Annotated in this window: 19 protein-coding genes; 15 read left to right on the top strand and 4 right to left on the bottom strand. The window is 68.6% G+C overall.

Annotated features, from left to right (window positions below; all coding sequences use genetic code 11):
* Positions 1 to 79: 79 nt before the first annotated feature.
* The 3 genes from GOY17_RS00640 to GOY17_RS00630 are packed head-to-tail and all read left to right on the top strand — an operon-like array spanning position 80 to position 8036.
* Positions 80 to 5629 carry a HAMP domain-containing protein gene (locus tag GOY17_RS00640; RefSeq protein WP_198173761.1) on the top strand — a complete coding sequence of 1850 codons (5550 nt, stop codon included), beginning with the start codon at positions 80 to 82 and terminating at the stop codon, positions 5627 to 5629.
* The gene (locus GOY17_RS00635) at positions 5614 to 7341 is read left to right on the top strand and encodes a response regulator (protein ID WP_157028877.1); all 1728 of its coding nucleotides are present in this window, start codon (positions 5614 to 5616) and stop codon (positions 7339 to 7341) included. Before GOY17_RS00640 ends, GOY17_RS00635 begins: the two co-directional genes overlap by 16 nt.
* Positions 7338 to 8036, top strand: coding sequence for a sensor histidine kinase (locus GOY17_RS00630; protein WP_115844661.1), 699 nt, complete (start codon positions 7338 to 7340; stop codon positions 8034 to 8036). The genes GOY17_RS00635 and GOY17_RS00630 overlap by 4 nt, the downstream gene beginning before the upstream one ends.
* Positions 8037 to 8265: 229 nt before the next feature.
* Here GOY17_RS00630 and GOY17_RS00625 read toward each other — a convergent pair whose 3' ends face one another.
* Entirely contained in the window at positions 8266 to 9615 is a 1350-nt protein-coding gene (locus GOY17_RS00625) for an alpha/beta hydrolase family protein (RefSeq protein WP_157028876.1), read from the bottom strand.
* Between the two features lie 176 nt (positions 9616 to 9791).
* Here GOY17_RS00625 and GOY17_RS00620 point away from each other — a divergent pair, with 176 nt between their 5' ends.
* Both GOY17_RS00620 and GOY17_RS00615 read left to right on the top strand, forming a co-directional pair.
* Positions 9792 to 10247, top strand: coding sequence for a hypothetical protein (locus GOY17_RS00620; RefSeq protein ID WP_157028875.1), 456 nt, complete (start codon positions 9792 to 9794; stop codon positions 10245 to 10247).
* 94 nt (positions 10248 to 10341) lie between these two features.
* The gene (locus tag GOY17_RS00615; protein ID WP_157028874.1) at positions 10342 to 10779 is read left to right on the top strand and encodes a nuclear transport factor 2 family protein; all 438 of its coding nucleotides are present in this window, start codon (positions 10342 to 10344) and stop codon (positions 10777 to 10779) included.
* A gap of 18 nt (positions 10780 to 10797) precedes the next feature.
* Here GOY17_RS00615 and GOY17_RS00610 read toward each other — a convergent pair whose 3' ends face one another.
* The gene (locus GOY17_RS00610) at positions 10798 to 12978 is read right to left on the bottom strand and encodes a glycoside hydrolase family 3 N-terminal domain-containing protein (RefSeq protein WP_157028873.1); all 2181 of its coding nucleotides are present in this window, start codon (positions 12976 to 12978) and stop codon (positions 10798 to 10800) included.
* A 134-nt stretch (positions 12979 to 13112) separates the two neighbouring features.
* On the opposite strand from GOY17_RS00610, the gene GOY17_RS00605 reads away from it, so the two are divergent.
* The 7 genes from GOY17_RS00605 (at position 13113) to GOY17_RS00575 (ending at position 18323) form a co-directional block, all read left to right on the top strand.
* Positions 13113 to 14165 (top strand): two-component system sensor histidine kinase NtrB, encoded by a 1053-nt coding sequence (locus tag GOY17_RS00605; RefSeq protein WP_157028872.1) that lies wholly within the window; start codon positions 13113 to 13115, stop codon positions 14163 to 14165.
* Complete coding sequence (ntrC, locus tag GOY17_RS00600; protein WP_157028871.1) at positions 14165 to 15598, top strand: nitrogen regulation protein NR(I); 1434 nt, start codon at positions 14165 to 14167, stop codon at positions 15596 to 15598. The genes GOY17_RS00605 and ntrC overlap by 1 nt, the downstream gene beginning before the upstream one ends.
* A 144-nt stretch (positions 15599 to 15742) precedes the next feature.
* Entirely contained in the window at positions 15743 to 16336 is a 594-nt protein-coding gene (locus GOY17_RS00595; RefSeq protein WP_157028870.1) for a superoxide dismutase family protein, read from the top strand.
* Positions 16337 to 16372: 36 nt separating this feature from the next.
* The gene (locus GOY17_RS00590) at positions 16373 to 16864 is read left to right on the top strand and encodes a GNAT family N-acetyltransferase (protein WP_157028869.1); all 492 of its coding nucleotides are present in this window, start codon (positions 16373 to 16375) and stop codon (positions 16862 to 16864) included.
* 271 nt (positions 16865 to 17135) lie between these two features.
* Positions 17136 to 17438 carry an I78 family peptidase inhibitor gene (locus GOY17_RS00585; protein ID WP_115844727.1) on the top strand — a complete coding sequence of 101 codons (303 nt, stop codon included), beginning with the start codon at positions 17136 to 17138 and terminating at the stop codon, positions 17436 to 17438.
* 22 nt (positions 17439 to 17460) lie between these two features.
* Positions 17461 to 17889 carry a guanyl-specific ribonuclease gene (locus GOY17_RS00580; RefSeq protein WP_157028868.1) on the top strand — a complete coding sequence of 143 codons (429 nt, stop codon included), beginning with the start codon at positions 17461 to 17463 and terminating at the stop codon, positions 17887 to 17889.
* Positions 17886 to 18323, top strand: a complete 438-nt coding sequence (locus GOY17_RS00575) for a barstar family protein (RefSeq protein ID WP_198173760.1) — start codon at positions 17886 to 17888, stop codon at positions 18321 to 18323. The genes GOY17_RS00580 and GOY17_RS00575 overlap by 4 nt, the downstream gene beginning before the upstream one ends.
* A 21-nt stretch (positions 18324 to 18344) precedes the next feature.
* Here the strand turns inward: GOY17_RS00575 and GOY17_RS00570 are convergent, their stop codons facing one another.
* The gene (locus tag GOY17_RS00570; protein WP_115844733.1) at positions 18345 to 18578 is read right to left on the bottom strand and encodes a metallothionein; all 234 of its coding nucleotides are present in this window, start codon (positions 18576 to 18578) and stop codon (positions 18345 to 18347) included.
* A 351-nt stretch (positions 18579 to 18929) separates the two neighbouring features.
* The gene (locus tag GOY17_RS00565; protein ID WP_157028866.1) at positions 18930 to 20198 is read right to left on the bottom strand and encodes a TCR/Tet family MFS transporter; all 1269 of its coding nucleotides are present in this window, start codon (positions 20196 to 20198) and stop codon (positions 18930 to 18932) included.
* A gap of 145 nt (positions 20199 to 20343) precedes the next feature.
* On the opposite strand from GOY17_RS00565, the gene GOY17_RS18680 reads away from it, so the two are divergent.
* The 3 genes from GOY17_RS18680 to GOY17_RS00555 all read left to right on the top strand — a co-directional run bounded on the left by GOY17_RS18680 (position 20344) and on the right by GOY17_RS00555 (position 26802).
* Positions 20344 to 20703, top strand: a complete 360-nt coding sequence (locus GOY17_RS18680) for a hypothetical protein (protein ID WP_198173759.1) — start codon at positions 20344 to 20346, stop codon at positions 20701 to 20703.
* A gap of 142 nt (positions 20704 to 20845) precedes the next feature.
* Positions 20846 to 25312 carry a glutamate synthase large subunit gene (gene gltB / locus GOY17_RS00560; protein ID WP_157028865.1) on the top strand — a complete coding sequence of 1489 codons (4467 nt, stop codon included), beginning with the start codon at positions 20846 to 20848 and terminating at the stop codon, positions 25310 to 25312.
* A 5-nt stretch (positions 25313 to 25317) separates the two neighbouring features.
* Positions 25318 to 26802 carry a glutamate synthase small subunit GltD family protein gene (locus GOY17_RS00555; RefSeq protein WP_157031535.1) on the top strand — a complete coding sequence of 495 codons (1485 nt, stop codon included), beginning with the start codon at positions 25318 to 25320 and terminating at the stop codon, positions 26800 to 26802.
* The last annotated feature ends 18 nt before the right edge of the window (positions 26803 to 26820 follow it).

Below are 26820 nucleotides of genomic sequence, written 5' to 3'. Positions count from 1 at the left end.
GCGGCGTGAACATTCCGTCATCGCCGCTGGGATAAGCTCGCCTGATTTTCCGTAAGCCGCAGTGCATGGGGGATGTAGGGTGACCACGGAAACCAAGACGCGCCGGTCGAACGCGGCGCGCAAGGCGACGCCATCGCCAGCGAAAGCCGTCGCGACGGCGCCGAAGAAACGCGCGCAGGCCGAGCCGGTGCGCCAGGCGCCGCGCGACCCGATGGAAGTGATCATCGAAGCGATGGACGCCGTTCGCGGCGGCGATTTCTCCGTGCGCCTGCCGCTGAACTGGCACGGCCAGGAAGGCCAGCTCGCGCAGATCCTCAACGAGATCGTCAGCCATAACCGCCGCCTCGCCGCCGAACTGTCGCGCGTGGGCGAAGCCGTCGGCCGCGAAGGCCAGACCCGCCAGCGCGTGGTGCCCGCCAACCGCGAAGGCCAGTGGCTGGGCATGGAGGATTCGGTCAACGCGCTGATCGACGACCTCGTGCGTCCCGTCGAGGCGATGAGCGAGGCGATGGCCGGCGTGGCGAAGGGCGACCTGACCCGCACGGTGCCGCTGGAAGCCGATGGCCGCCCGCTCAAGGGCGAGTTCCTGCGTTCGGCGAACATCGTCAACCGCATGATCGAGCAGATGGGCGAGTTCAGCTCGGAAGTGACGCGCGTGGCGCTGGAGGTCGGCACCGCCGGCCGCCTGGGCGGCCAGGCGAAGGTCAAGGGCGTCTCGGGCGTGTGGAAGGACCTGACCGACTCGGTCAACCAGATGGCGTCCAACCTCACCGCGCAGGTGCGAAACATCGCCGACGTGACCATCGCCGTGGCCAACGGCGACCTCTCGCGAAAGATCACCGTGGACGTGCGCGGCGAGATCCTCCAGCTGAAGGAAGCCATCAACACGATGGTGGACCAGCTGCGCGGTTTCGCCTCGGAGGTGACGCGCGTGGCGCGCGAGGTCGGTACCGAAGGCCGCCTGGGCGGCCAGGCCGTCGTGCCCGGCGTCGCCGGCACGTGGAAGGACCTGACCGACTCGGTCAACGCGATGGCGTCGAACCTGACGTCGCAGGTGCGAAACATCGCCGAAGTGACCACGGCGGTGGCGAAGGGCGACCTCTCGCGCAAGATCACCGTGGACGTGCGCGGCGAGATCCTCGAACTGAAGAACACCATCAACACGATGGTGGACCAGCTCAACGGCTTCTCCTCCGAAGTGACGCGCGTGGCGCGCGAAGTGGGTACCGAAGGCAAGCTCGGCGGCCAGGCGCAGGTGCCCGACGTCGCCGGCACGTGGAAGGACCTCACCGACCACGTGAACTCGATGGCGTCCAACCTGACGCTGCAGGTGCGCAACATCGCCGAGGTGACCACCGCGGTGGCCAAGGGCGACCTCTCGCGCAAGATCACCGTGGACGTGCGCGGCGAAATCCTGGAGCTGAAGGACACCATCAACACGATGGTGGACCAGCTCAACGGCTTCTCCTCCGAAGTGACGCGCGTGGCGCGCGAAGTGGGTACCGAAGGGCGCCTGGGCGGCCAGGCCGTCGTGCCGGGCGTCGCCGGTACGTGGAAGGACCTCACCGACTCGGTCAACGCGATGGCGTCCAACCTCACCTCGCAGGTGCGAAACATCGCCGAGGTGACCACCGCGGTGGCGAAGGGCGACCTCTCGCGCAAGATCACCGTGGACGTGAAGGGCGAAATCCTGCAGCTGAAGGAAACCATCAACACGATGGTGGACCAGCTCAACGGTTTCGCCGCGGAAGTGACGCGCGTGGCGCGCGAGGTCGGTACCGAAGGCAAGCTCGGCGGCCAGGCGCAGGTGCCCGGCGTCGCGGGTACGTGGAAGGACCTCACCGACAACGTCAACTCGATGGCGTCCAACCTCACCGCGCAGGTGCGAAACATCGCCGAAGTCACCACCGCGGTGGCCAAGGGCGACCTGTCGCGCAAGATCGCCGTGGACGTGAAGGGCGAAATCCTCCAGCTGAAGGAAACCATCAACACGATGGTGGACCAGCTCAACGGCTTCGCCGCGGAAGTGACGCGCGTGGCGCGCGAAGTGGGTACCGAAGGCAAGCTCGGCGGCCAGGCGCAGGTGCCCGGCGTGACCGGCGCCTGGAAGGACCTCACCGACAACGTCAACTCGATGGCGTCCAACCTCACCACGCAGGTGCGAAACATCGCCGAAGTGGCGACGTCGGTGGCGAAGGGCGACCTCTCGCGCAAGATCGCGGTGGGCGCGGAAGGCGAAATCCTCCAGCTGAAGGAAACCATCAACACGATGGTGGACCAGCTCAACGGCTTCGCCGCGGAAGTGACGCGCGTGGCGCGCGAAGTCGGCACCGAGGGCAAGCTCGGCGGCCAGGCGCGCGTGCCCGGCGTGGCCGGTACGTGGAAGGACCTCACCGACAACGTCAACTCGATGGCGTCCAACCTCACCACCCAGGTGCGCGGCATCGCGGCGGTGGTGACGGCGGTGGCCAACGGCGACCTGCACCGCAAGCTCACCGTGGAAGCCAAGGGCGAAGTCGCCGAGCTGGCCGACACCATCAACAACATGACCAACACGCTCGCGATCTTCGCCGACCAGGTGACGACCGTGGCGCGCGAAGTGGGCGTGGAAGGACGCCTGGGCGGCCAGGCGAAGGTGCCGGGTACGGCCGGCATCTGGAAGGACCTCACCGCCAACGTGAACCAGCTCGCGGCGAACCTGACCAACCAGGTGCGCGCGATCGCCGAAGTGGCCACCGCGGTGACGCAGGGCGACCTCACGCGTTCGATCCAGGTGGACGTGCGCGGCGAAGTGTCCGACCTGAAGGACAACATCAACGCGATGATCGCCAACCTGCGCGCGACGACCGAGTCGAACCGCGAGCAGGACTGGCTGAAGACCAACCTCGCCAAGTTCTCCTCGATGATGCAGGGCCAGCGCGACCTGCTCACGCTCGGCCAGATGCTGCTGTCGGAACTGGCGCCGCTGGTGGATGCGCAGCAGGCCGTGATGTACATCGTCGAGGAAGGCGACGACGGCGAGCCGCCGCGCCTGCGCCAGCTGGCCGGCTACGCCGACAGCGCGCCCTCGGCGAGCCGCACGCTCGACTTCGGCGAAGGCCTGGTGGGCCAGTGCGCCGCCGAAGCGCGCCTGATCCTGCTGGAGAACATCGGCCGCACCGGCAAGGCCAACGCCGGCGTGCGCATCCAGTCGGGCCTGATCGAAGCCGCGCCGAGCAGCGTGATCGTGCTGCCGGTGCTGTTCGAGGACCAGGTCAAGGCGGTGATCGAACTGGCGACGCTGCACGAGTTCACGCCGTCGCAGCGCGCGTTCCTGGAACAGCTGTCGGGCAGCATCGGCATCGTGCTCAACACGATCGAGGCGACGATGCGCACCGAGCGGCTGCTGTCGCAGTCGCAGCAGCTGGCCGGCGAGCTGCAGACGCAGCAGGACGAACTGCAGCAGACCAACGAGGAAATCGCGCTCAAGGCCTCGCTGCTTGCAGCGCAGAAGGCCGAGGTGGAGCAGAAGAACCTGCAGATCGAACACGCACGACGCGCGCTCGAGGAAAAGGCGGCCGAGCTGGCGCAGACCTCGCGCTACAAGTCCGAGTTCCTGGCCAACATGTCGCACGAGCTGCGCACCCCGCTCAACAGCATCCTGATCCTCAGCCAGCAGCTGGCGGAGAATCCGGAAGACAACCTGAGCGAGCGCCAGGTCGAATTCGGCCGCACGATCCACGCCGCCGGCACCGACCTGCTGCACCTGATCAGCGACATCCTGGACCTGTCGAAGATCGAGTCCGGCACGGTCACCATCGACATCGAGACGATCAGCTTCGCGCACCTGCGCGAGAACCTGGAACGCGGTTTCCGCCACGAGGCCGAACGCCGCAAGCTCGATTTCGCCGTGGATTTCTCGCGCGATCTCGGCCCGACGCTGCGCTCGGATCCCAAGCGCCTGCAGCAGATCCTCAAGAACCTGCTGTCGAACGCGTTCAAGTTCACCGACCAGGGCAGCGTGCGGCTCGCCGCGCGTCCGGCCACGCGTGGCTGGAGCGACGACCATCCGGTGCTCGCGCGTGCGCCGGTCGTGGTCGCCATCGAAGTCACCGACACCGGCATCGGCATCTCGCCCGACAAGCAGCGCATCGTGTTCGAGGCGTTCCAGCAGGCGGACGCGGGCACCTCGCGCAAGTACGGCGGCACCGGCCTGGGCCTTGCGATCAGCCGCGAAATCGCCGGCCTGCTCGGCGGCGAGCTGAAGCTGCACAGCGTGGAAGGCGAAGGCAGCACGTTCACGCTGTACCTGCCGCTGAACTACCAGGGCAGCAACCAGGACCGCAACCTGCCCGAGCCGGGCACCAGCGCGAACCGCGTGCGCGTGGAAGTGCCGATGCCCGCCGAGCACGTCAGCGGCGCCGATGCCGGCATCGCGGAGAAGATCGAGGACGACCGCCACGCGCTCGTCTCCGACGTGCCGACGCTGCTCATCGTCGAGGACGACGCGCACTACGCGTCGGTGCTGCGCGACCTCGCGCGTTCGCGTGGCTTCCAGGTGCTGCACGCCAATCGCGGCGACGAAGCGCTGCGCCTGGTGCGCGAGTACAAGCCGACGGCGATCACGCTCGACATCTTCCTGCCCGACATGCTCGGCTGGACGGTGCTCGCGCGCCTGAAGCAGGACGCGTCCACGCGCCACATCCCGGTGCAGATCGTCACCGTGGAGGAAAGCCGCCACCACAGCATCGAGCGCGGCGCCTTCTCGTACCTGGCCAAACCGTCCACGTCGGAAACGATCGGCGAGGCGCTGGAGCGCATCAAGGAATACGCGACCCCGCGCGTGAAGCGCCTGCTGGTGGTGGAAGACGACGCGAACGAGCAGATGAGCATCGTCGAACTGCTGCGGCACGACGACATCGCCATCGACACCGTCGGCTCCGGCGCCGAGGCGCTCACCGCGCTGCGCGAAGGCAAGTTCGACTGCGCCGTGCTCGACCTGCGCCTGCCGGACATGACCGGCTTCGACCTGATCGAGCGCATCCACGCCGACGAGTCGCTGAAGAACGTGCCGATCGTGGTGTTCACCGGCAAGGAACTCAGTGCCGAGGAAAGCGAACGTTTGCGGCGCGTCGCGCGCAGCGTGGTGCTCAAGGGCGTGGAATCGCCCGAGCGCCTGCTCGATGAGACCGCGCTGTTCCTGCATCGCGTCATCGGCAACCTGCCGCCGGCCAAGCAGCGCATGGTGCGCAGCCTGCACGAGTCCGACGACGGCCTGCGCGGCAAGAACGTGCTGGTGGTGGACGACGACGTACGCAACATCTTCGCGCTGTCGAGCGTGCTCGAACGCCACGGCATGCATGTGCACACCGCCGGCAACGGGCGCGACGCCGTCACCAAGGTCAGCGATATGCCCGAGCTCGACCTGGTGCTGATGGACATCATGATGCCCGGCATGGACGGCTACGACACGATGCGCGAGATCCGCGCACTGGGCGACCGCCGCACGCTTCCGATCGTCGCGCTCACCGCGAAGGCGATGAAGGGCGATCGCGAGAAGTGCCTGGAGGCTGGAGCCTCCGACTACCTGGCCAAGCCGGTCGTCACCGACCAGCTGCTCGGAGTCCTGCGCCAATGGCTGCAACGCTGAACGAAACCGGCGCGGTGACCACGACCGCGCCGGTCAAGATCCTGCTGGTCGACGACCAGCCCGGGCGTCTTTTGACGTATCGCACCATCCTGGAGCCGCTGGGCGAGGAACTGGTCGATGCGCGCTCGGGCATGGAAGCGCTCAAGCTGCTGATGGAGGACGAGTACGCCGTCATCCTGCTCGACGTGAACATGCCGGTGATGGACGGCTTCGAGACCGCGACGCTGATCCACCAGCATCCGCGCTTCGAGAACACGCCGATCATCTTCGTCACCGCGGTGAACCTCTCCGACCTGGACCGCCTGCGCGGCTACAAGCTCGGTGCGGTCGATTACGTGATGGTGCCGGTGATCCCGGAGATCATGCGCACGAAGGTGTCGGTGCTCGCCGAGCTGTATCGCAAGCGTCGCGAACTGCAGGTGCTCAACGAGAGCCTGGCGACGGCGCATCGCGAGCTGCAGGCGGAGAAGGCGCAGGAACTCGAACGCCTCAACGCCTCCCTGCGCGCGGCGAACGCCGAACTCGAACTGCGCAACCGCGAGCTGCTGGCCGAGAACAAGGAGCGCACGCGCGCCGAACGTCGCCTGCGCGAAGCCGACCAGCGCAAGGACGAATTCCTCGCCACGCTCGCGCACGAGCTGCGCAATCCGCTCGCGCCGCTGCAGAACGCGCTCGCCGTGCGACGCCTGCGCGCGCCTGACGACCACGATCCGCTGCTGTCGATGATGGAGCGCCAGCTGTCGTTGCTGGTGCGCATGATCGAGGACCTGCTCGACATCGCGCGCATCACGCGCGGCAAGCTCACGCTGCGCCGCGCCTCCACGATCCTGCAGGACGTCATCGCCGCCGCGGTCGATACCGCGCGACCGCTGATCGAGGAAGGCGGCCACACGCTGGAGTTGCAGCTGCCCGAATCGCCCGTGCCGCTGGACGCCGATCACGCGCGCCTGGCGCAGGTGTTCGCGAACCTGCTCAACAACGCGGCGAAGTATTCCGACGCGAAGGGCCGCATCGAACTGGGCGCGGCGCTGGAAGGCGAGGAAGTGCAGGTGTGGATCCGCGACTCCGGCATCGGCCTCACCGCCGAGCAGATGGAGACGGTGTTCGAGATGTTCCATCAGGTCGACACCACCGTGGAGCGTTCGCGCGGCGGCCTCGGCATCGGCCTCACGCTGGTGCAGCGACTGACCGAAATGCACGGTGGCCGCGTCGAGGTGCATAGCGAAGGCCCGAATCGCGGTTCGACCTTCCGCGTGCGCCTGCCGCGATCGGCGACGACCGAAGCATCTCCGCCGACGCCCGCGCCGACTCGCGATTCCGCCAGCGCGCAGCGCCGCGTCCTGATCGTCGACGACAACCACGACGCCGCCGACACGCTGGCGATGATGGTGCGTCTGCTCGGTCACGAGACGCGCGCCGTGTACGACCCGCAGACGGTCGAGGGCGAGGTGTCGGCGTTCGGCCCGGAAATCGTGTTCCTCGACGTCGGCATGCCCGGCCGCAGCGGCTACGACGTCGCACGCGCCCTGCGCGACATGCACGGCAGCGCGCTGGTGATCGTCGCCGTCACCGGCTGGGGCCAGCCCGAAGACCGCCAGCGCACGCTGCAGGCGGGCTTCGACCACCACCTGGTGAAGCCGCCGGACATCCAGGCCATCACCGACATCTGCAGCAAGGGATTGCGCCCGCTCGCGGAGGGCACGCCGCAATGACCGTCGATTCCCGTTCCGGCCATCACACCGGCTCCAGCCCCGCCTGGATGAGCAAGTGGGCGCACGACCTGCGAGGCCCGCTCGCGCCGATCCAGTCGGCGCTGTTCCTGCTGCGCCACAGCGGCAGCGATGCGAACGAACGCGACGAGCTGTTCGAACTCATCGAGCGCCAGATCCGCCGCCTCACCGGCATGATCGACGAGATCGGCGACTGGGTCCGGGCCGACCAGGGCCGGCTGCTCACGCGCAGCGGGCCGATCGACCTGGGGCTGATCGTCGAAGCCAGCCGCGGTCTTGGCAGTGAAGCGGTCGAGGTGCGTTACGAAGGCGATGCGGAGACCGCGTGCCTGGAAGGCGATGCATCGCGCCTGGCGAACCTGCTGTCGACCTTCTTCTGGCTGGTTTCCACGCCGCGCGACAACGGCCACGGCAACGGCGCGCGCGCGGTGGTGGACATCGCCGTGCAGGACGGGCGCGTGCGCCTCACCGGTCCGCTGAGTCCGGCGATCCGCGCAGGCAGCGACGTCGAGACCCTGTTCACCCAACCGCAGGTCGGCGCCGCAGGCGACGGCCTTGGTTTGCGGATGCTGATCGCCAGCGCCATCGCGAAAGGCCATGGCGGCGAACTCGGCACGCGCTCCAGCGGCGATGACGCAGTGGAGGTGGTGTTGCAGTTGCCGGTCAGCGCGGGCTGATCCCGCGCATCGGCTTTTGTCGCCCGGGGAAGCGACGCGCACCCGGGGCTTCTGTGGCGACGCTTCAGAGGCTGGTCCGCGCTGTCGTTCCCGCGAAGGCGGGAACCCATGCGTCATGCGTATGACGTCCTACGAAGGGCGTGACGCATCGGAACGTTGGATCCCCGCCTTCGCGGGGATGACAGCAGATTCCTGAAATCGGCCAGCACCGGCGGCGGAGCGACACGCGTTACCGCGGCGCCAACCGCTCCGAATTCCCATACGCCGCCGGCTTCAACGCGCCGTCGCGGATCCAGTCCACGAGCATCGCGTAATAGCCGTCCGCGTAGCGCAGCGCCGTGCGCTCGCCATCGGCGCCGGTCTCGAATTCGATGATGCCGTGGTCGGTGCCGGGGAATTCGACGACTTCCACGTTCGGATTCGTCTTCGCCACCGACAGCAGGCGACGACGCGTTTCCTCCGGCGGCGCTTCCTTGTCGGCGCCGGCGATGATCCACAGCAACGGCACCTTCACTGCGCGCAGCGGCGGCATCGGGTCGTGGCGCCACGTCGTGCCTTCGTCATGGAACGGCCCAACCAGCCGCAACATCGTCGGCGAATGCTTGACGATGTCGCCGGTGAACTCGCCCTGCATGGCATTCCACCACGGCTCCTTGCCGTACTTCGCCTTCAGCGCTTCGAGGCGGTCGTAGCCATCCTTGAAGCCCGACGCCATCACCTCGCCCGTCGCGTCGGTCACTTCGCGCGCCTTCACCAACGCGTCGCCCTTGAAGCCGGCGCGGATCAGGTCCAGCTGCACCTGGTCGCGATCTTCGGCGAGCGGGCTGTCGGCCAGGCCGAAACTCACCGCGACGAAATCCGGATCGCTGCGCTGCGCGGCAAGCGGTTCGATCCAGCCGGCCTGGCTGCCGCCGCTGTAACCGACGCGGCCGGCGCGCTTGCCCGCCAGGCGACGCGCTTCCTTCAGCGCGGCCGCAGCGTCGTCGGCGAGCAGGTGGAAATCCTGACTGTAACGGCCGGTGCTGTCGCCCGTGCCGCGCTTGTCGTACACGAACACGCCGATGCCGTTGGCGGGGAAGATGCGCTGGAATGCATTGAACGTGCGCGCCGAATAGCCTTCCGAGCCGTGCACCATCACCGCGATCGGCACCGGGCCGTCGCCCGGCGGCATCACGAGGCGGCCGGCCAGCGTTTCGCCGTTGCCTTCGAAGCGCGTCTCCACCGCTTCGAACTGCAGCTTCGTGCCGCGATGGCCTTCGAATGTCATCGCCGGCTTCTCGCAGGTGCCCAGCGATACCGGCGTGGTGTCGGCGTGGTCGCTCCAGCCAACGGTGCCGCTCCACGTGCCGGCCTCGTCCTGCACCAGCTTGCCCGTGCGTCCGTCCATCGCGCGCCAGCGCAGGCCGGGTTCGGACATCGGCGCGATATCGACGAGACGACCGTCATCGAGGCGATACAGCCCGACATGGCACGCCATGCGCGGATCGATGGGCTTGTCGCGCTCCGGCCGCGTCCACCAGAACACCGCCGCGGCTCCCACCGCGATCAGCACCAGCACCGTCACCAACACCTTGCGCATGAGCGTCCTCCTTCGGCCGGGCCGACTTTACGGCATCGGGCGATGCCACATGCCTTCGGATGCGCGTGGGGGCGTTGGGGTTTGGATGGCTCGGCCGGACGTCGCAACGGGCCGCGAGCGTGGGGTGCTAATGTCCGCGTTCGACACATGGCGGACATGGGCGTAGGAATAGATTGATGGCCTTGCAAGGACTATCGCCGGTGAATACCTGGAGGCAGTCAGGACGCGTTTCTCTGTGGCGATACACCGAGAATGAGCGCAACTATCCTGGCTGGAACCTCAACGCCGATGCGGCCGGTTGCAGATCGCTGCTGGAGTTGCTCGACGCATTGACGGTCACTGGGGCTGGCGGCCGTACGATCACCGTGAGTCCACCCACGTCCGAGCAGCTTCGAGTGCCCAACAATCGAGGCGGCGCTGCCGCTTGGCTCTCTCCGGAGAAATGGAACGTCTCGCTCGCACCCGATCCCGCTGCCTGGAATTTTCCTCCAGACACGCAACCTGCCGTGCTGACGCTCGGTACGAACTGGCTTGCTGCACTGAGGGCCGGCGTGGCAGGCACGCAGTCTGGCAGCGGAGATCACTCGATCGGTAATCGCAACGGTGGGCTTGCACTCTGGTTCTGGTGGTAAGCCTTCACGTTTCGGATGTCCGCTCGTAGCCGGTAGCGGACATCCACTCGACAACAATCCCACCCCGACCTTCTTGCAATACAGGAGCCGCGCCATGTCCATGATGGGTCTGTTGTTCATCGCCGCCTCGGCCACCGGCGCCGCGCCGCAAGCCGCCATCGATCCCGCCGCGCGCGCGGCGCTCGAAGCGACCTGTTTCGATTACGTCGACGGCCAGCTCGAAGGCGATCCCGAGCGCGTCGCGCGCTCGCTGCATCCGGACCTCGCGAAGCGGCGCGTGCTCGGCGATACGCCCGATGAACGTCTGGGCCTGCGCCGCATGAGCAAGGAAGAACTGGTGGAACTGACGAAGCAGGGCGCGCTGAAGACGCCGAAGGATCAATGGAACCGCTCGTGCACCGTGCTCGACGTCGCCGGCAATGCCGCGGCGGTGCGCGCGGAAACGCCGTGGTTCGTCGACTTCTTCCACATGGGCAAGTTCGGCGACCGCTGGGTGATCGTCAACGCGCTGTGGTATTCGAAACCGCGCTGACGCCGCTTCGCGCGGACCTTACCCGCGCGCCGTTCCCAGCCTGAACGACGCCGGCTTGCCTGCCTTGCAGTTCGGCGCGATCCACACGTCGAACGTGCCGGGCTCCGCGCGTCGCACGCCGTCCGCACCGGAGAACGCCAGCGCCTCGAGATCGAGCGTGAAGCGCACTGTCGTGCGTTCGCCCGGTTCGAGCCGCACCTTCGCGAAACCGCGCAGCTCGCGCACCGGACGCACGCGGCTGGCGACGCGATCGTGGATGTACAGCTGCGCGACTTCCTCCGCCGCGCGCGTGCCGGTGTTCGTCAACGTCGCGCGCACCTCGAGCGTGTCGCCCCATGCAAGTTCGCTCGTCGACAGCTCGACATCGCCGTATTCGAAACGGCTGTAGGTCAGGCCGTGACCGAACGGATACAACGGCTCGTTCGGGATCTCGCGCCAGCGCGCCTTGAACTCCGACATGTCCGGCGTTTCGGGCCGGCCGGTGCGCGTGTGGTTGTAGAAGTACGGCTGCTGGCCCGACGCGAGCGGAAAGCTCACCGGCAAACGCGCCGACGGACCGTAATGCCCGAACACCACGTCGGCGACCGCATGGCCCGACTGCGTGCCGAGGAACCACGTGACGAGCACCGCGTCGGCGTCGCGCACCGCGCCTTCCAGCGCCAGCGCGCGGCCGTTGCGCAGGAGCACGACGACGGGCTTGCCGACGGCGGTGACCGCGTCGGCCAACGCCTGCTGTGCGGGCGGAATCGTGATCTGCACGCGCGATTGCGCTTCGCCGCTGTAGTTCTGCGGTTCGCCCAGCGCGAGCACGACGACGTCGGCGCGCGCGGCGGCTTCGACGGCCGCTTCGATGCCGCCGTCGAGCGGGCCTTCCGGCGCGCAGCCGGCGACGACGTCTAGCAACGCCGCGTCGTCCATCGCGGCACGGAAGCCGTCTTCCCAGCTGACGTAACGCGACTTGTCACCAAACAGCGTCCAGCAGCCTTCGATGTTGTCGCGATCGCTCGCGAACGGGCCGATCAGCGCGATGCGCTGGCCGGCGCTGCGCAGCGGCAGCACGTCGCCATCGTTCTTCGCCAGCACGATGGAACGGCGCGCGGCCTCGCGGGCGAGTGCGTCGTGCGCATCGATCCACGAACGATCCGCTTCACGCGCCGGATCGAGCGAACGATACGGATCGTCGAGCAGGCCGATGGTTTCCTTCAGCGTCAGCATGCGGCGCACCGCTTCGTCGACGCGCTCGATCGGCACCTCGCCGCTTTCGACCAGCGCGGGAAGGTGGTTCGCGAAGAAGCCGCTCTGCATGCTCAGGTCGAGCCCGGCGAGGATCGAGCGGCGCGTGGCATCGCGTTCGTCCTCGGCGTAGCCGTGCGCGATCAGTTCCATGTCGGAGGTGTAGTCCGACACGACAACGCCACGGAATTTCCATTCGCCGCGCAGCAGGTCCGTCAGCAACCACGCATTGGCGGACGCCGGCACGCCGTTGATGTCGTTGAACGAGGACATGATCGCCAACGCGCCGGCGTCGATGGCCGCCTTGAACGGCGGCAGGTGCACGTCGCGCAGCGTCTGCGGCGAGATGTCGACCGTCGCGTATTCCATGCCGGCGGCGACCGCGCCGTACGCGGCGAAGTGCTTGGGCGTGGCGAGCAGCGCGTCGGGCGAACGCAGGTCGTCGCCCTGGAAGCCGCGCACGCGCGCGGCGGCGAACGCGCAGGAGAGGAAGGTGTCTTCGCCCGCGCTCTCCGCGCCGCGGCCCCAGCGCTGGTCGCGCGCGATGTCGACCGACGGCGCGTAGGTCCAGTGCACGCCGCTGGCCGTGGCTTCGATCGCGGTGGCACGCGCGGTGCGCTGCGCGAGGTCGGGCTCGAAGCTGGCCGCTTCGCCGAGCGGAATCGGGAAGACGGTCTTCATGCCGTGGATCACGTCCGCGGCGAGGATCACCGGGATGCCCAGGCGGCTTTCCTCGACAGCGACTTTCTGCAGACGTCGGCCCGCTTCGACGCCGTAGCCGTTGAACAGCGACCCGACGGCGCCGGCCCGGATCTCGTCCAGCACCTGGTCGGCGTTGCGGACGTTGGTCTCAGGGTTCACGTCGGGATTGAAGGGCCGGACCATGTCGGCGAACACGCCCAGCTGGCCGACCTTTTCCTCCAGGGTCATGGCGGCCAACAGGGCTTCGACGCGGGCAGATGACATGCAGCAGGGTCCGTGAAAACGTTTACAGGAGTCTAGGGCAGCCGGTGGCTGAAGTCATTTTGTCGCAAGGCAGGACAGCCGCGGCAAGCACGGCGACGGCGACCGCGCGGCTGCCCTTGCACTAGGATGGTGCAATGCCCACCCCGCCCGACACCCTCCGCCCCGAGCTCGACACGCTGACCACACCCGTCGCGTGGAGCGACGAGGAAGGGGCAATCGTCGGCTGCAACGCGGCGTTCTCGCGCTGGCTCGGGGTTGGCGCGCGCCGGCTGATCGGCTGGCCGCTCGCCGGGCTCGAGGGCGGAGAGGGACGGCTCGCCGATGCGATGGGCCGCCTCGACGCCGCCGACGCGCCGCTGCGCGTGCGCCGCAGCCGCCTGCGCTACGCCGATGGCGAGGAATGCTTCGCCGACGTCTGGCTGAGCCGGCGCGACGACGGCGGCTGGCTGCTGGAGGCGCATCCGGTCGACGAATTCCCCGGCGACGATCCGGCGCTGCTGCTGCCGTCCGCGTTGTCGGCGTCGCTCAAGGGACTCGCGCACGAATTGCGTAATCCGCTCGCCGGCCTGAAGGGCGCCGCGCAGTTGCTGTCGCGCCGCCTCGATGCCGAGACGCAGGGCGATTCGCGCGAACTGGTGGCGATGATCGGCTCCGAGGTCGAACGCCTCACCGCGCTGGTCGATCGCCTACTCACGCCGGCGCCGCCGCGGCCCCACGCGCCGCTCAACATCCATGCCGTGCTCGAACGCGTGCTGCGCCTGGCCGAAAGCGACGCCGGCTGGGCCGTGCGGCTGGTGCGCGACTACGATCCGAGCCTGCCCGAGTTCGCCGGCGATTCCGACCGCCTGATGCAGGCGGTGTGGAACCTGGTGCGCAACGCGATCGAGGCCGGCGCGGCGAACGTCACGCTGCGCACGCGCGCTGAACACGCCGTGCGCATCGCCGATGCGGTGCATCCGATCGCGCTTCGGCTGGAGATCGTCGACGACGGCCGCGGCGTGCCGGACGAACTCACCGAACGCCTGTTCCTGCCGCTCGTGTCGGGACGCGCAGAAGGCAGCGGCCTCGGGCTCGCGCTCGCGCAGCAGGTCGCGCGCGAACACCGCGGCTCGCTCGCCTACCGCTCGCGCCCGGGCCACACCGTGTTCACCCTGCTGCTGCCGATGCACGTCGAGGACGCACCCTGATGAAGCCACATGACACGAGCGATGCCCGCGTCTGGGTGGTCGACGACGACCGCAGCGTGCGGTTCGTGCTCGCCACCGCGCTGCGCGAGGCCGGCTATCGCGTCGACGGTTTCGAGAACGCGCGCGACGCGCTCGATGCGCTCGCCGAACGTGGCGCGCCCGACCTGCTGTTCACCGACGTGCGCATGCCGGGCGACGACGGCCTGGTCCTGCTCGACAAGCTGAAGGCGCAGGCGCCGAAGTTGCCGGTCATCGTGATGAGCGCCTACACCGACGTCGCCAGCACCGCCGGCGCCTTCCGCGGCGGCGCGCACGAGTTCCTGTCGAAGCCGTTCGATCTGGACGAAGCCGTCGAGCTGGCCGCGCGCACGCTCGCCACGCGCGAAGCCGCCGAGCCGCCGCAGCGCGATACGGCCGCGACGCAGGACGACGCACTGATCGGCGAGGCGCCGGCGATGCGCACGCTGTTCCGCGCGATCGGCCGCCTCGCGCAGGCGCCTTTGTCGGTGCTGATCACCGGCGAAACCGGCACCGGCAAGGAGCTGGTCGCGCGCGCGCTGCATCGCGAATCGCCGCGTGCGCAGGCGCCGTTCGTCGCGCTCAACACCGCGGCGATTCCGGCCGAGCTGCTGGAAAGCGAGCTGTTCGGCCACGAGGCGGGCGCGTTCACCGGTGCGCAGCGGCGCCACGTCGGCCGCTTCGAACAGGCGCACGGCGGCACGCTGTTCCTCGACGAGATCGGCGACATGCCGCTGCCGCTGCAGACGCGTTTGCTGCGCGTGCTGGCCGAAGGCGAGTTCTTCCGCGTCGGCGGGCGCGAGCTGATCCGCGTGGACGTGCGCGTGATCGCCGCGACGCACCAGGATCTGGAAGCGCTGGTCGAGGCGGGCCGTTTCCGCGCCGACCTGCTGCACCGGCTCGACGTCGTGCGCCTGCGGCTGCCCGCGCTGCGCGAACGCCGCGAGGACGTGCCGCGTCTTGCCGAACGGTTCCTGCGGGCGGCCGCGACGCGTTTCGACGCGCCGGCCAAGCGCCTGGCACCCGCCGCGGTCGAACGGCTGGTCGCCTACGACTGGCCCGGCAACGTGCGCCAGCTGGAGAACCTCTGCTGGCGACTGGCCGCGCTCGCACCGGGCGACACCATCACGCGCGAGGACCTCGATGAAGCGCTTGCGGCCACGCCGGGCAAGGACGACGCGCAGGCCGCGGGCGATGATGACTGGGATCGCCGACTTGCCGCGTGGGCGCGGGCGCAGCTTGAACTGGGGCGCGACGACATCCACGCGCAGGCGCGCGAACGGTTCGAACGTGCGTTGTTCGATGCGGCGCTGGAACACACCGGCGGGCGTCGCACCGAAGCGGCGGCGCGGCTCGGGCTCGGGCGCAATACGCTCACGCGCAAGCTCGGGCCCGGACGGCGTCGTCCGTCGTGAAGGCCGCCGCGCCGTTCACCGGCGGCCTACCGTCGCGACGGTAGCCTGCCGCACCGTCGCCCGCTTCGCCCCATCGGGGCGCTCCTTCCGCACGCGGGAGGGGCAAGAACCAGACACCGTTGTCCGTTTCGCAAGGAGAAGCCGATGAAGACCGCCCTCACCCCCGTCCTGCTCGCCGCGTCCGTGCTCGCGCTGTCGGCCTGCAGCTCGTCCGCGCCGACCAAGTCGACCGCGCCCGCCGCAAGCGCGCCGACGCCGGCCGCGCCCGCCGCGCAATCGACCGCGAAGTCCGCCACGGTGAACCTCGCTTCGGCGTCGGGCAGCCTGGTGAGCGGCAAGCTGACCGTCGTGCCGATGGGCAACGGCGTGCACCTGACGGGCGAAGTCGGCGGCCTGTCGCCGGGCAGCACGCACGCGATCCACATCCACGAGAAGGGCGACTGCAGCGCGGCGGACGCGAGCAGCGCCGGCGGCCACTTCAACCCGGCCGCGCAGCCGCACGGCAAGGTCGGCAGCGGGGCGCACCACGGCGGCGACATGGACAACCTCGTCGCCAACGCCGAGGGCGTCGCGCAGGTGAATGCCCATGCCGAAGGCGTGACGCTCGGCGGCGGCGCCGCGAACGACGTCGCCGGGAAGGCGGTGATCGTGCATGCCGCGGCCGACGACTACCGCACGCAGCCGACCGGCAATGCGGGCGGTCGCGTCGCGTGCGGCGTCATTACCGTGACGCGCTGACAGCCGTCGTTTTCTTGCCTTCATCACCCCGACGCCATGTCCCAACTCCGCATCCGCGCCGCGCACGTCCACGACCGCGACCTGCTCGCGCAATGGGCCGTCGCCATGGCGCTGGAAACCGAGCACAAGCAGCTCGACGAAAAGACCGTGCGCGCAGGCGTCGAAGCGGGCATCGCCGATCCGGCGAAGGCGCGCTACTTCGTCGCGATGCACGAATCGGCCGTCGCCGGTCGCGAAACCATCGCCGCGCCGGCCGGCACGCTGATGCTCACGCGCGAATGGAGCGACTGGCGCAACGGCGACTGGTGGTGGATCCAGAGCGTCTACGTGCCGCCGCAGTTCCGCCGCATGGGCGTGTTCACCGCGCTGTACCGCCACGTCGAACAACTCGCGCGCGACACGCCCGGCGTGGTCGGCCTGCGCCTGTACGTCGAACGCGAGAACACGAACGCGCAGAAAACCTACGAAGCGCTGGGCATGCGCGATGCGGGGTATTCGATTCTCGAGGCGGAGTTCCCGCGTCAATAAGCCCCTCTCAGTGCGTCGAGCCCCTCTCCCACCGGCGACCGAAGGGAGTGCAGAGCTGAGAGGGGTTGGGGTGAGGGTCGGGGCATGCGATGCAACGATGCAATTGCAGATCACGGGCGCCGCACTCGTTGCGTGAGCGCCCACTCGGCACTTAACCCCTCCCCAACCCTCCCCTGCATTCGCAGGGGAGGAAGCAGAAGCGCCGCTATCCTTTACACCCTGAACACGCGTCCGGGCGCACGGTGCGCCCGACCACGACAAGGAGAACCCCATGACCCGCATCATCCTGTGCCTGACCGTCCTGGCTGCCGCATCGCTGGCCGGCTGTGCATCCACGACGCCGGTCGCCGGCGGGCCGACCGCGCCGACCGGCAAGTGCAATGCCGAAGGCGCGCGCTGGGCGATCGGCTCGGCCGTCAACGACGACGTCGTCAACCGCATCCTGCAGGGCACCGGCAGCCGCGACGCGCGCGTGCTGCGTCCGGGCCAGATGGCGACGATGGATTTCCGCGAGGATCGAGTGAACGTCGACGTCAACGACCGCGGCGCGATCACCGGCATCCGCTGCGGCTGACGCGTCACCCGGCTGATCGCACGTGCGCCGTTCGCATTCGATCTGGCTCGTCGCGCTCATCGCGCTGGTCGCCCTGTGGGCGTGGACCAGGCGCGCCGGCGACGGCGAACTGCGCCCGGTCGACGCGCCGCCGATCACCGCGCAGCGTGCGGCGCAGGTCGGCTATCCGGCGTTCCTGCCGGTGGAAGCACATGCGGTGCTCGAGCGCATTGCCAGCGGCGCGGCGCATCCGTACCGGCAGGACGGCAGCGTGTTCCAGAATCGCGAAGGCCGCCTGCCGCAGCAGCCGCGCGGCTATTACCGCGAATACACCGTGCCCACGCCCGGTGCCGACACGCGCGGCGCGCGACGGATCATCGCCGGCGGCGATCCGCCGGCCGAATACTGGTACACGGCCGATCACTACCAGAGCTTCCGCCGCTTCGAATGGGCATCGAAGGAGACGCGATGAGCGCCGTCGACCTGCGCACGATCCTCGCCGACCCCGAACACGGTGGCGCGTACTTCATCGACGACCGCGACGGCGAGGCGATGGCGCAGACGGCGGCCGGGCTCGATTTCGCGGTGATGCGCGTCGACCTGTCCGACTGCGTCGACAAGGCCGACCTGATGGCGCGCCTGGCGAAGGCCGGCGGTTTTCCCGCAGGGTTCGGCGCGAACTGGGATGCGCTGTCGGACGTGTTGCGCGACATGTCGTGGCGCACCGCGCCCGGTTATGTCTGGCTGATCGAACACGCCGGCGCATGGCGCGAGACGTATCCGGAAGACTTCGACACGTTCCTGGAAATCCTCAACGAAGCGGCCTTCGAGTGGGCGCATGAGGACGTCGCGTTCTGGGCGTTGCTGCCCTTCCCCGGCGACCAGCTCACCGCGCTGGAAGACTGACCGGCGCGCCGATCGCGCGCATCAGATGCGGTCGTCGATGCCCGTGATGCCCGAATGCTTGGCGCAACTCGCGCAGCACCAGAACTTGCCATCGTGTTCGACGCCATGCCCGATGATGCGGCAGCCGCAGTGTTCGCACGTGGGCGCGAGCTTGTGGATGGCGCATTCGAACGAATCGAACGTCCCACTGCCGTGCGGCATGGTGACGGTGAACGCCTTGTCGTAATCGTTGCCGCAGGTATCGCACTTGGGCATGGCGGGAATCCTGGTCGTCGCGTGGATCCCGAGTGTGGCGTTGCGGCGCACGCGAGGCAGTGAAGTTCGCGGCAATGGGCTGTTAAGGCGTCTCGCGTCCCGACATCGGACTCGAGCCCCTCTCCCTCCGGGAGAGGGGTTGGGGTGAGGGTCGGCGGAGTGATGGGCGACCACATCGCATGAAGCCGCGTTCGTTGGGGCACGGTGCGACTGAAGCAAACCGCAGCCCATCAAGGCACCTGCTGTTCACCTGTGAGCCTTCGTTACCCCTCACCCCAACCCCTCTCCCGTGGGGAGAGGGGCTTCAAAGCTTCAAGCTTCAAAGCTCAAAAGCTTCAAACCCTCAACACATCAACCCGGCTCCACCACACTCGCTGCCGGTGCGGCAGCCGGCACGCGCGCGTACCGCCACGCGATGCCCACCGCCACCGCCAGCAGGATGCCGGCGATCAGGAACGGCGCGCCCGGCAGATGCACCGGCGCACGGTCGTCGATGAAGTAACCGAAGCTGCCGGCGAACACGACCGGGCCGATGATGCCGGCCAGGCTCACCAGGCTCATCAGCGCGCCCTGGATGCGACCCTGCACTTCCGGTCCGACCTGTCGCGTGATCAATGCCTGCGTCGACGGCGCGGCCAGTCCCCAGATCGCCGAGATCGGCAGGCCGACGAGGAACATCCAGCCCATGTGCGCGAAGCCGTAGATGCCGAAGCCGATCGCGCCGCATGCGAGGCCAAGCATCAGCGCGCGTCGTTCGCCCAGCGCGTGCACCGCCTTGCCGACCAGCCCCGCCTGCACGATCACGTTGAGCACGCCGACGATCGCGAGCACGTAGCTCACCTCGCGCGGGCCCCACTGGTACTGGTAGTCGGCGAACAGCACGAACACGCTCGGGTACACGTAGTGCGCGAGGTTCGCGATGAACACCACTGCGGCCAATCCGAACACCTGCGGGTAGCGCTTGAGCAGTCCGAGCGAGCCGATCGGGTTCGCATGCGACCAGTCGAAACGCGGGCTGCGGCGCTCCGGCGGCAGCGATTCGGGCAGCACGAACAGGCCGTAGCAGAAGTTGAGCAGCGCCAGTCCCGCGGCGAACCAGAACGGCAGGCGCAGGTCGACTTCGCCCAGCGCACCGCCGATCAGTGGGCCGACGATGAAGCCCACGCCGAACGCGGCGCCGAGCAGGCCGTAGCTCTTCGCGCGCTTTTCCGGCGGCGTTACGTCGGCGACGTAGGCGTTGGCCGTGGTGAAGCTGGCCGACGTGATGCCGGAAATGATGCGTCCGACCAGCAGCCACGCCAGCGACGGCGCCAGCGCCATGAACACGAAATCGAGCCCGAGGCCCAGGCACGAGAGCAGGATCACCGGCCTGCGGCCGAACCGGTCCGACAACGCGCCCTGGACCGGCGAGGTCACGAACTGGATGCCCGCGAACAGGAAGCCGAACGCCGCCACCCAGTACGCCGCATGCGCGGTGTCGCCGCCGGCGAACTGCTCGATCAGGTGCGGCAGCACCGGGATGATCAGGCCGAACGACAGCACGTCGATCAGGATCGTGATGAAGATGAAGACGAGCGCGGCGCGGCGGCGCGCGCCCGTCGCGGGAGCGGTGTCGGTCACGTTGGCCGGGGATGGGTCGAAAGAAGCCGGAAGTTTAGCGCTTCGCTTCTTTGCGCCCCAAAAGCAGCCGCGGGGAGTGGTGCCCGCTCACGCGGGTGAGTACCGGGTCGCGCTCCTTGCTGTCATTCCCGCGAAGGCGGGATCCATGCCTCGGGACATCAAGACCTTCGTCAGACATGGCACGTCGGACAGATGGATTCCCGCCTGCGCGGGAATGACAGCTTTTGGAAGCCATGACCGCTTCGGAAGCCGTGACATCCCGGGCACGTGGATTCCCGCCTTCGCGGGAATGTCAGCAAAGGCGAGCTCGGCAGTCGACACAAAGCACTACCGCGCGGCGCCCGCGCGCACCCGCCGCGCCAATGGTTTCAATCGTTACCAAACGCCGGCGCATGTCGCGCAGTTTCCCTCGCGCGATCAACGACTTGAAACGCCGAATGCGTCGTGCCGCGTGCGCGCCGCCGGACATTTGCCGCATCGCACAAAGTGTGATTTATTCGGTTGAACCAGGGTGGTGAGGCAGGCCGGACCGCGCGAGCGGACCGCCTTCGTCGTCGCCGCAATTCCCCGGTTTCGAGTGTGCGTTTGCCAGGTTCGTTGTCGTGTTTCGCACAGCAACCCAGCGGTGAATCCGCGATGGAGCGACGATGCAGCAGCAGTACCGTCCCGGCCCTGTCGGTCTCTACGACCCGCGCGATGAGCGCGATGCGTGCGGCTTCGGCCTGATCGCGCAGCTCGACGACGCGCCCAGCCGCGCCATCGTCGATCGCGCGATCGAGGCACTGGTGCGCATGACGCATCGCGGCGGCATCGCGGCCGACGGACTCAGCGGCGACGGCTGCGGCCTGCTGATCCGCCAACCGGACGCCTTCCTGCGCGCGCTCGCGCGCGAGTCGGGCATCGCGCTCGGCGCGCATTACGCCTCCGGCCTCGTGTTCCTTCCGCACGATGAAACCGAAGCGGCGCGCGCGAAGGACGAGTTCGCCGCGCAGCTGCAGCGCGAACGCGTCGACGTCGCCGGCTGGCGCGTCGTGCCGGTCGATCTGGCCGCGTGCGGCGAACTGGCCAAGCGCACGATGCCGCGCATCGAGCAGATCTTCGTGAAACCCGCCGGCGCCTTCGATGCGGCGAGCTTCCAGCGCTCGCTGTTCCTCGCGCGCCGTCGCGCCGAACAGCGCCTGCGCGAGCTTCCCGACTTCTACGTCGTCAGCCTGTCCACCGCGAGCATCGGCTACAAGGGCATGGTGCTGCCGAACCGGCTTTCGCAGCTGTATCCGGACCTGCAGCGCAGTGACCTGGCCGCCAGCGTCGTCGTGTTCCACCAACGCTTTTCGACCAACACCACGCCGCGCTGGCCGCTCGCGCAGCCGTTCCGCCTGCTCGCGCACAACGGCGAGATCAACACCATTTCCGGCAACCGCGCGTGGGCGCAGGCGCGTGCACACGTGTGGCGCACGCCGAACCTCGAGCTGACCGAGTTCGATCCGGTCATCACGATGGACGGCTCGGATTCGCAATCGCTCGACAACATGCTCGAGCTGCTGCAGGCCGGCGGCATGGACCTGCTGAAGGCGATGCGCATCCTGATCCCGCCGGCGACGCAATCGCTGGAATACAAGGACGCCGACCTCGCCGCGTTCTACGAGTACTACGCGCTCAACACCGAGCCGTGGGACGGCCCGGCCGGTATCGTCACCGTCGATGGCCGCTACGCCGCGTGCACGCTCGATCGCAACGGCCTGCGCCCGGCGCGCTGGATGCGCACGCGCGATCGCCATTTCCTCATCGCGTCCGAAGCCGGCGTGTGGGAGCGCCCGGCGGAGGAGATCGAGGCCAAGGGCAAGCTCGGCCCGGGCGAGATGATCGCGGTGGATCTTTACCTGGGCGAAGTGCTCGACAGCGAGGCGATCGACCGCATCAACCGCGCGCGCGCCCCGTACAAGCGCTGGCTCAAGCAGGGCGTCACTTACCTGCAGACCGAGCTGATCGATCCCGCGCTCGCGGCCGAACCCTTCGACAGCGAGACGCTGACGCGCTTCCAGAAGCTGTTCCAGCTCACGCGCGAGGAGCGCGAGCAGGTGCTGCGTCCGCTGGCTGAAACCGAGCAGGAAGCGGTCGGCTCGATGGGCGACGACGTGCCGATGGCCGTGCTGAGCCAGCAGGTGCGCCCGCTGTACGACCAGTTCCGCCAGGCGTTCGCGCAGGTGACCAACCCGCCGATCGACCCGCTGCGCGAGGACTGCGTGATGTCGCTGGCGACGCAGCTCGGTCGCGAGGGCAACGTGTTCGTCGACGGCCCCGGCAACGTCGACCACATCCATCTCAATTCGCCCGTGCTCTCGCAGCGCAAGCTGCGGCAGATGCTTGCGATGGAGCAGTACGAGAACGCGCACGCGCTGATCCACCTGCATTACGCACCGGAGGAAGGCCTGAAGGCCGCGCTCGAACGCATCTGCGCCGAGGCCGAAACCGCAACGCGCGACGGCAAGGTGCTGCTGGTGCTGAGCGACCGCTATCCGGTCGAGGGCCGGCTCATGGCGCACGCGCTGCTCGCCACCGGCGCGGTGCACCAGCACCTGGTGCGCGCGGGGCTTCGTTGCGAATCCAACCTCATCGTAGAAACCGGCACCGCGCGCGATCCGCATCATTTCGCCTGCCTGATCGGCGTCGGTGCGACCGCGGTGTATCCGTACCTCGCGTACCAGACGCTGCACGACCTCGGCGTGCGCGGCATCCTCAAGACCAAGCACGGGCAGGTCGCCGAAATCGGCCGCAGCTACCGGCGCGGCATCAAGAAGGGCCTGCTGAAGATCATCTCGAAGATGGGCATCAGCACCATCGGCAGCTATCGCGGCGCCCGGCTGTTCGAGATCGTCGGCCTGGATCGCGAAGTCGTGGACCTGTGCTTCGCCGGCACGCCCTCGCGCATTGGCGGCGCCGGCTTCGCCGAACTGCACGAGGACGCGGCCACGCTCGCCGAACACGCATGGAACGCGAACGCGCTGCCGAACATCGGCGGCCTGCTCAAGTACACGCCCGGCGGCGAATACCACCTGTTCAATCCCGACGTGGTGATGAACCTGCAGCGCGCCGTATCCACCGGCGACTGGAACGACTGGCAGCGTTACGCCGCCGCGGTCAATGAACGCCCCACCGCCGCGCTGCGCGACCTGCTCGACGTCGATACGTCTGACGCCATCGCTATTCCGCTGGAAGACGTCGAACCCGTTTCCGCCATCGTGCGCCGCTTCGATTCGGCCGCGATGAGCCTGGGCGCGTTGTCGCCCGAAGCGCACGAGGCGCTGGCGATCGCGATGAACCGCCTGGGCGGGCGCAGCAATTCCGGCGAAGGCGGCGAGGATCCGGCGCGTTACGGCACCGACAAGGTGTCGAAGATCAAGCAGATCGCGTCGGGCCGTTTCGGCGTGACGCCGGAATACCTGGTCAACGCCGAAGTGCTGCAGATCAAGGTCGCGCAGGGCGCCAAGCCCGGCGAAGGCGGCCAGCTGCCGGGCCACAAGGTCAACGAGCTGATCGCGCGCCTGCGTTACGCGATGCCGGGCATCGGCCTGATCTCGCCGCCGCCGCATCACGACATCTATTCCATCGAGGATCTCGCGCAGCTGATCTTCGACCTCAAGCAGGTCAATCCGCAGGCGCTGGTGTCGGTGAAGCTCGTGTCGCATGCGGGCGTGGGCACGATTGCCACCGGCGTCGCGAAGGCCGGCGCGGACCTGATCACCATCTCCGGCCACGACGGCGGTACGGGCGCGAGTCCGATCTCGTCCATCCGCTACGCCGGCACGCCGTGGGAACTCGGTTTGTCCGAAGCACGCCAGGCGCTGGTGTCGAACGACCTGCGCGATCGCGTGATCCTGCAGACCGACGGCGGCCTGAAGAGCGGCCTGGACGTGGTGAAGGCCGCGTTGCTGGGCGCGGAAAGTTTCGGCTTCGGCACCGCGCCGATGATCGCGCTGGGCTGCAAGTACCTGCGCATCTGCCATCTCAACAACTGCGCGACGGGCGTGGCGACGCAGGACGACGCGCTGCGTCGCGAGCATTTCACCGGCCTGCCCGACCGCGTGGAGAACTTCTTCCGCCTGCTCGCCGAGGAAGTGCGCTTCTGGCTCACGCAGCTGGGCGTGCGCACGCTCGGCGAACTGGTCGGCCGCACGGATCTTCTGAAGCAGCTCGAAGGCGACGGCGAGCGGCAGCACAAGCTCGACCTCGCGCCGCTGCTTGCCGGCAGCGGCCTCGCGCACGGCGGCCATTGCGGCGTGCCGCAGCCATCGGCCGATGCGACGGGCCTGGCGGCGCAGCTCGACATCGACCTGGCCGAGCCCATCGCGAGCAAGCGCGGCGGCGCGTACGCGTACACGATCCGCAACACCGATCGCAGCATCGGCGCGCGCCTCTCGGGCCGCATCGCGCGGCTGCATGGCGATCGCGGCATGGTCGATGCGCCGATTTCGCTTCGCTTCGACGGCACCGCCGGCCAGAGCTTCGGCGCGTTCAACGCCGGTGGCCTGCAGTTCGAACTGCATGGCGAAGCGAACGATTACGTCGGCAAGGGCATGGCGGGCGGACGCATCGTGATCCGTCCGCCGATGGGCGCACGCTACACCGCACACGAGACGCCGATCATCGGCAACACCTGCCTGTACGGCGCCACAGGCGGCGAACTCTACGCGGCCGGCCGCGCGGGCGAGCGCTTCGGCGTGCGCAATTCCGGCGCGACGGCGGTGGTGGAAGGCGCGGGCGATCACTGCTGCGAATACATGACCGGCGGCGTGGTCGCGGTGCTCGGCCGCACGGGTCTGAACTTCGGCGCGGGCTTCACCGGCGGCATGGCGTACGTGCTCGATACCGAGCGCGATTTCGTCGATCGCTACAACCACGAACTCATCGACATCCTGCGCATCGCGTCCGACGGTTTCGAGAACCACCGCTCGCACCTGCGCGAACTGCTGGAGGCGCACGTGCAGCTCACCGGCAGCGTGTGGGCGCGGAAGATCCTCGACGAGATGCGCGACTTCCTCGGCAAGTTCTGGCTGGTCAAGCCGAAGGCGGCGAGCCTGGAATCGCTGGCCGAAAACCTGCGGAGAGCGGCGTGAGCAAGATGGACAGCAAGAAGCCCGTGTTCGCCTTCCGCGAGACGCCCCGGCAGATGCCGTCGCGCATTCCGCTGGAGTTGCGCCGCAGCGGCGACTGGAGCGAACTCTACGGCCGCTTCGGCGAGGCCGAGGCGAAGCATCAGGCCAGCCGCTGCCTGGATTGCGGCAACCCGTACTGCAGCTGGAAATGCCCGCTGCACAACTACATTCCAAACTGGCTGGAACTCGCGCGCGAAGGCCGCATCTTCGAAGCCGCCGCGCTCGCGCACGAAACCAATCCGCTGCCGGAAATCTGCGGCCGCGTGTGCCCGCAGGATCGCCTGTGCGAAGGCAGCTGCACGCTCAACGACGGCTTCGGCGCGGTCACCATCGGCGCGGTCGAGAAGTACATCAGCGATCGCGCGCTCGCCGACGGCTGGCGACCGGACCTGTCGAAGGTCGCCGCCACCGGCAAGCGCGTGGCGGTGATCGGCGCCGGCCCGGCCGGCCTGTCGTGCGCGGACCGCCTCGCGCGTGCGGGCATCGAAGCGGTCGTGTTCGACCGCTATGAACAGATCGGCGGCCTGCTCCACTTCGGCATTCCGAGCTTCAAGCTGGAGAAGTCGGTGCTGCAGACGCGTCGCGACGTGCTCGAAGGCATGGGCGTGCAGTTCCGCCTCGGCGTGGAGATCGGCCGCGACGTGGGGCTCGACGACCTCCTCGCGGAGTTCGACGCCGTGTTCCTCGGGCTGGGCAGCTATCGCTACACCGACGGCGGCCTGCCGGGACAGGACCTGAAGGGCGTGCTGCCGGCGCTGCCGTTCCTGGTGCACAACGGACGGCTGGTGCATGGCGACGACGAAGCGCAGGGCAAGCCGATCGCCGGCTGGGAAGATCGCGTCGCCCTGCCGGACCTGCACGGCAAGCGCGTGGTGGTGCTCGGCGGCGGCGACACCGGCATGGACTGCGTGCGCAGCGCGGTGCGACTGGGCGCGGCGCGCGTGACCTGCGCGTACCGTCGCGACGAGGCGAACATGCCCGGTTCCGCACGCGAAGTCGCCAACGCGCGCGAGGAAGGCGTGCAGTTCCTCTTCAACCGCCAGCCGCTTGCGCTGCTGGGCGACGACGGCGAGGTCACCGGCGTGCGCGTCGCCGAAACGCGCCTGGGCGAACCCGACGCGCTGGGCCGACGCAACGCGGAACTCGTGCCGGGAAGCGAATCGGTGCTCGCGGCCGACGTGGTGATCATCGCGTTCGGCTTCCAGCCCGATCCGCCGCAGTGGCTATCGGCGCACGGCATCGAACTGGAAAGCAACGGCCGCATCCGCGTGACGCAGCCGCCGTCGGGTTGCGGATCGCGTCGCGCGGCGACGGCGGCGCTGCCGTTCCAGACGACGAACACGCGCGTTTTCGCCGGCGGCGACGGCGTGCGCGGTGCGGACCTGGTGGTGACGGCGGCGTACGAAGGCCGCGAGGCGGCGGCGGGGATCGTGCGGATGCTGCTCGGATAGACCGGCGCGGTCGACGAG

The sequence above is a fragment of the Lysobacter soli genome (assembly GCF_009755585.1).
Lineage (GTDB): Bacteria > Pseudomonadota > Gammaproteobacteria > Xanthomonadales > Xanthomonadaceae > Lysobacter_J > Lysobacter_J soli.
The sequence above is the reverse complement of the archived record's forward strand: the minus strand, read 5'-3'. Positions and strand labels throughout refer to the sequence as shown.

Coding starts and splice junctions, on each gene's coding strand:
- GOY17_RS00620 (WP_157028875.1), top strand. CDS start 9,792: ATGGCCTTGCAAGGACTATCGCCGGTGAATACCTGGAGGCAGTCAGGA.
- GOY17_RS18680 (WP_198173759.1), top strand. CDS start 20,344: ATGCCTCGGGACATCAAGACCTTCGTCAGACATGGCACGTCGGACAGA.
- GOY17_RS00555 (WP_157031535.1), top strand. CDS start 25,318: ATGGACAGCAAGAAGCCCGTGTTCGCCTTCCGCGAGACGCCCCGGCAG.
- GOY17_RS00625 (WP_157028876.1), bottom strand. CDS start 9,615: ATGCGCAAGGTGTTGGTGACGGTGCTGGTGCTGATCGCGGTGGGAGCC.
- GOY17_RS00590 (WP_157028869.1), top strand. CDS start 16,373: ATGTCCCAACTCCGCATCCGCGCCGCGCACGTCCACGACCGCGACCTG.
- GOY17_RS00615 (WP_157028874.1), top strand. CDS start 10,342: ATGTCCATGATGGGTCTGTTGTTCATCGCCGCCTCGGCCACCGGCGCC.
- GOY17_RS00630 (WP_115844661.1), top strand. CDS start 7,338: ATGACCGTCGATTCCCGTTCCGGCCATCACACCGGCTCCAGCCCCGCC.
- GOY17_RS00605 (WP_157028872.1), top strand. CDS start 13,113: ATGCCCACCCCGCCCGACACCCTCCGCCCCGAGCTCGACACGCTGACC.
- GOY17_RS00610 (WP_157028873.1), bottom strand. CDS start 12,978: ATGTCATCTGCCCGCGTCGAAGCCCTGTTGGCCGCCATGACCCTGGAG.
- gltB (WP_157028865.1), top strand. CDS start 20,846: ATGCAGCAGCAGTACCGTCCCGGCCCTGTCGGTCTCTACGACCCGCGC.
- GOY17_RS00585 (WP_115844727.1), top strand. CDS start 17,136: ATGACCCGCATCATCCTGTGCCTGACCGTCCTGGCTGCCGCATCGCTG.
- GOY17_RS00595 (WP_157028870.1), top strand. CDS start 15,743: ATGAAGACCGCCCTCACCCCCGTCCTGCTCGCCGCGTCCGTGCTCGCG.
- ntrC (WP_157028871.1), top strand. CDS start 14,165: ATGAAGCCACATGACACGAGCGATGCCCGCGTCTGGGTGGTCGACGAC.
- GOY17_RS00635 (WP_157028877.1), top strand. CDS start 5,614: ATGGCTGCAACGCTGAACGAAACCGGCGCGGTGACCACGACCGCGCCG.
- GOY17_RS00575 (WP_198173760.1), top strand. CDS start 17,886: ATGAGCGCCGTCGACCTGCGCACGATCCTCGCCGACCCCGAACACGGT.
- GOY17_RS00570 (WP_115844733.1), bottom strand. CDS start 18,578: ATGCCCAAGTGCGATACCTGCGGCAACGATTACGACAAGGCGTTCACC.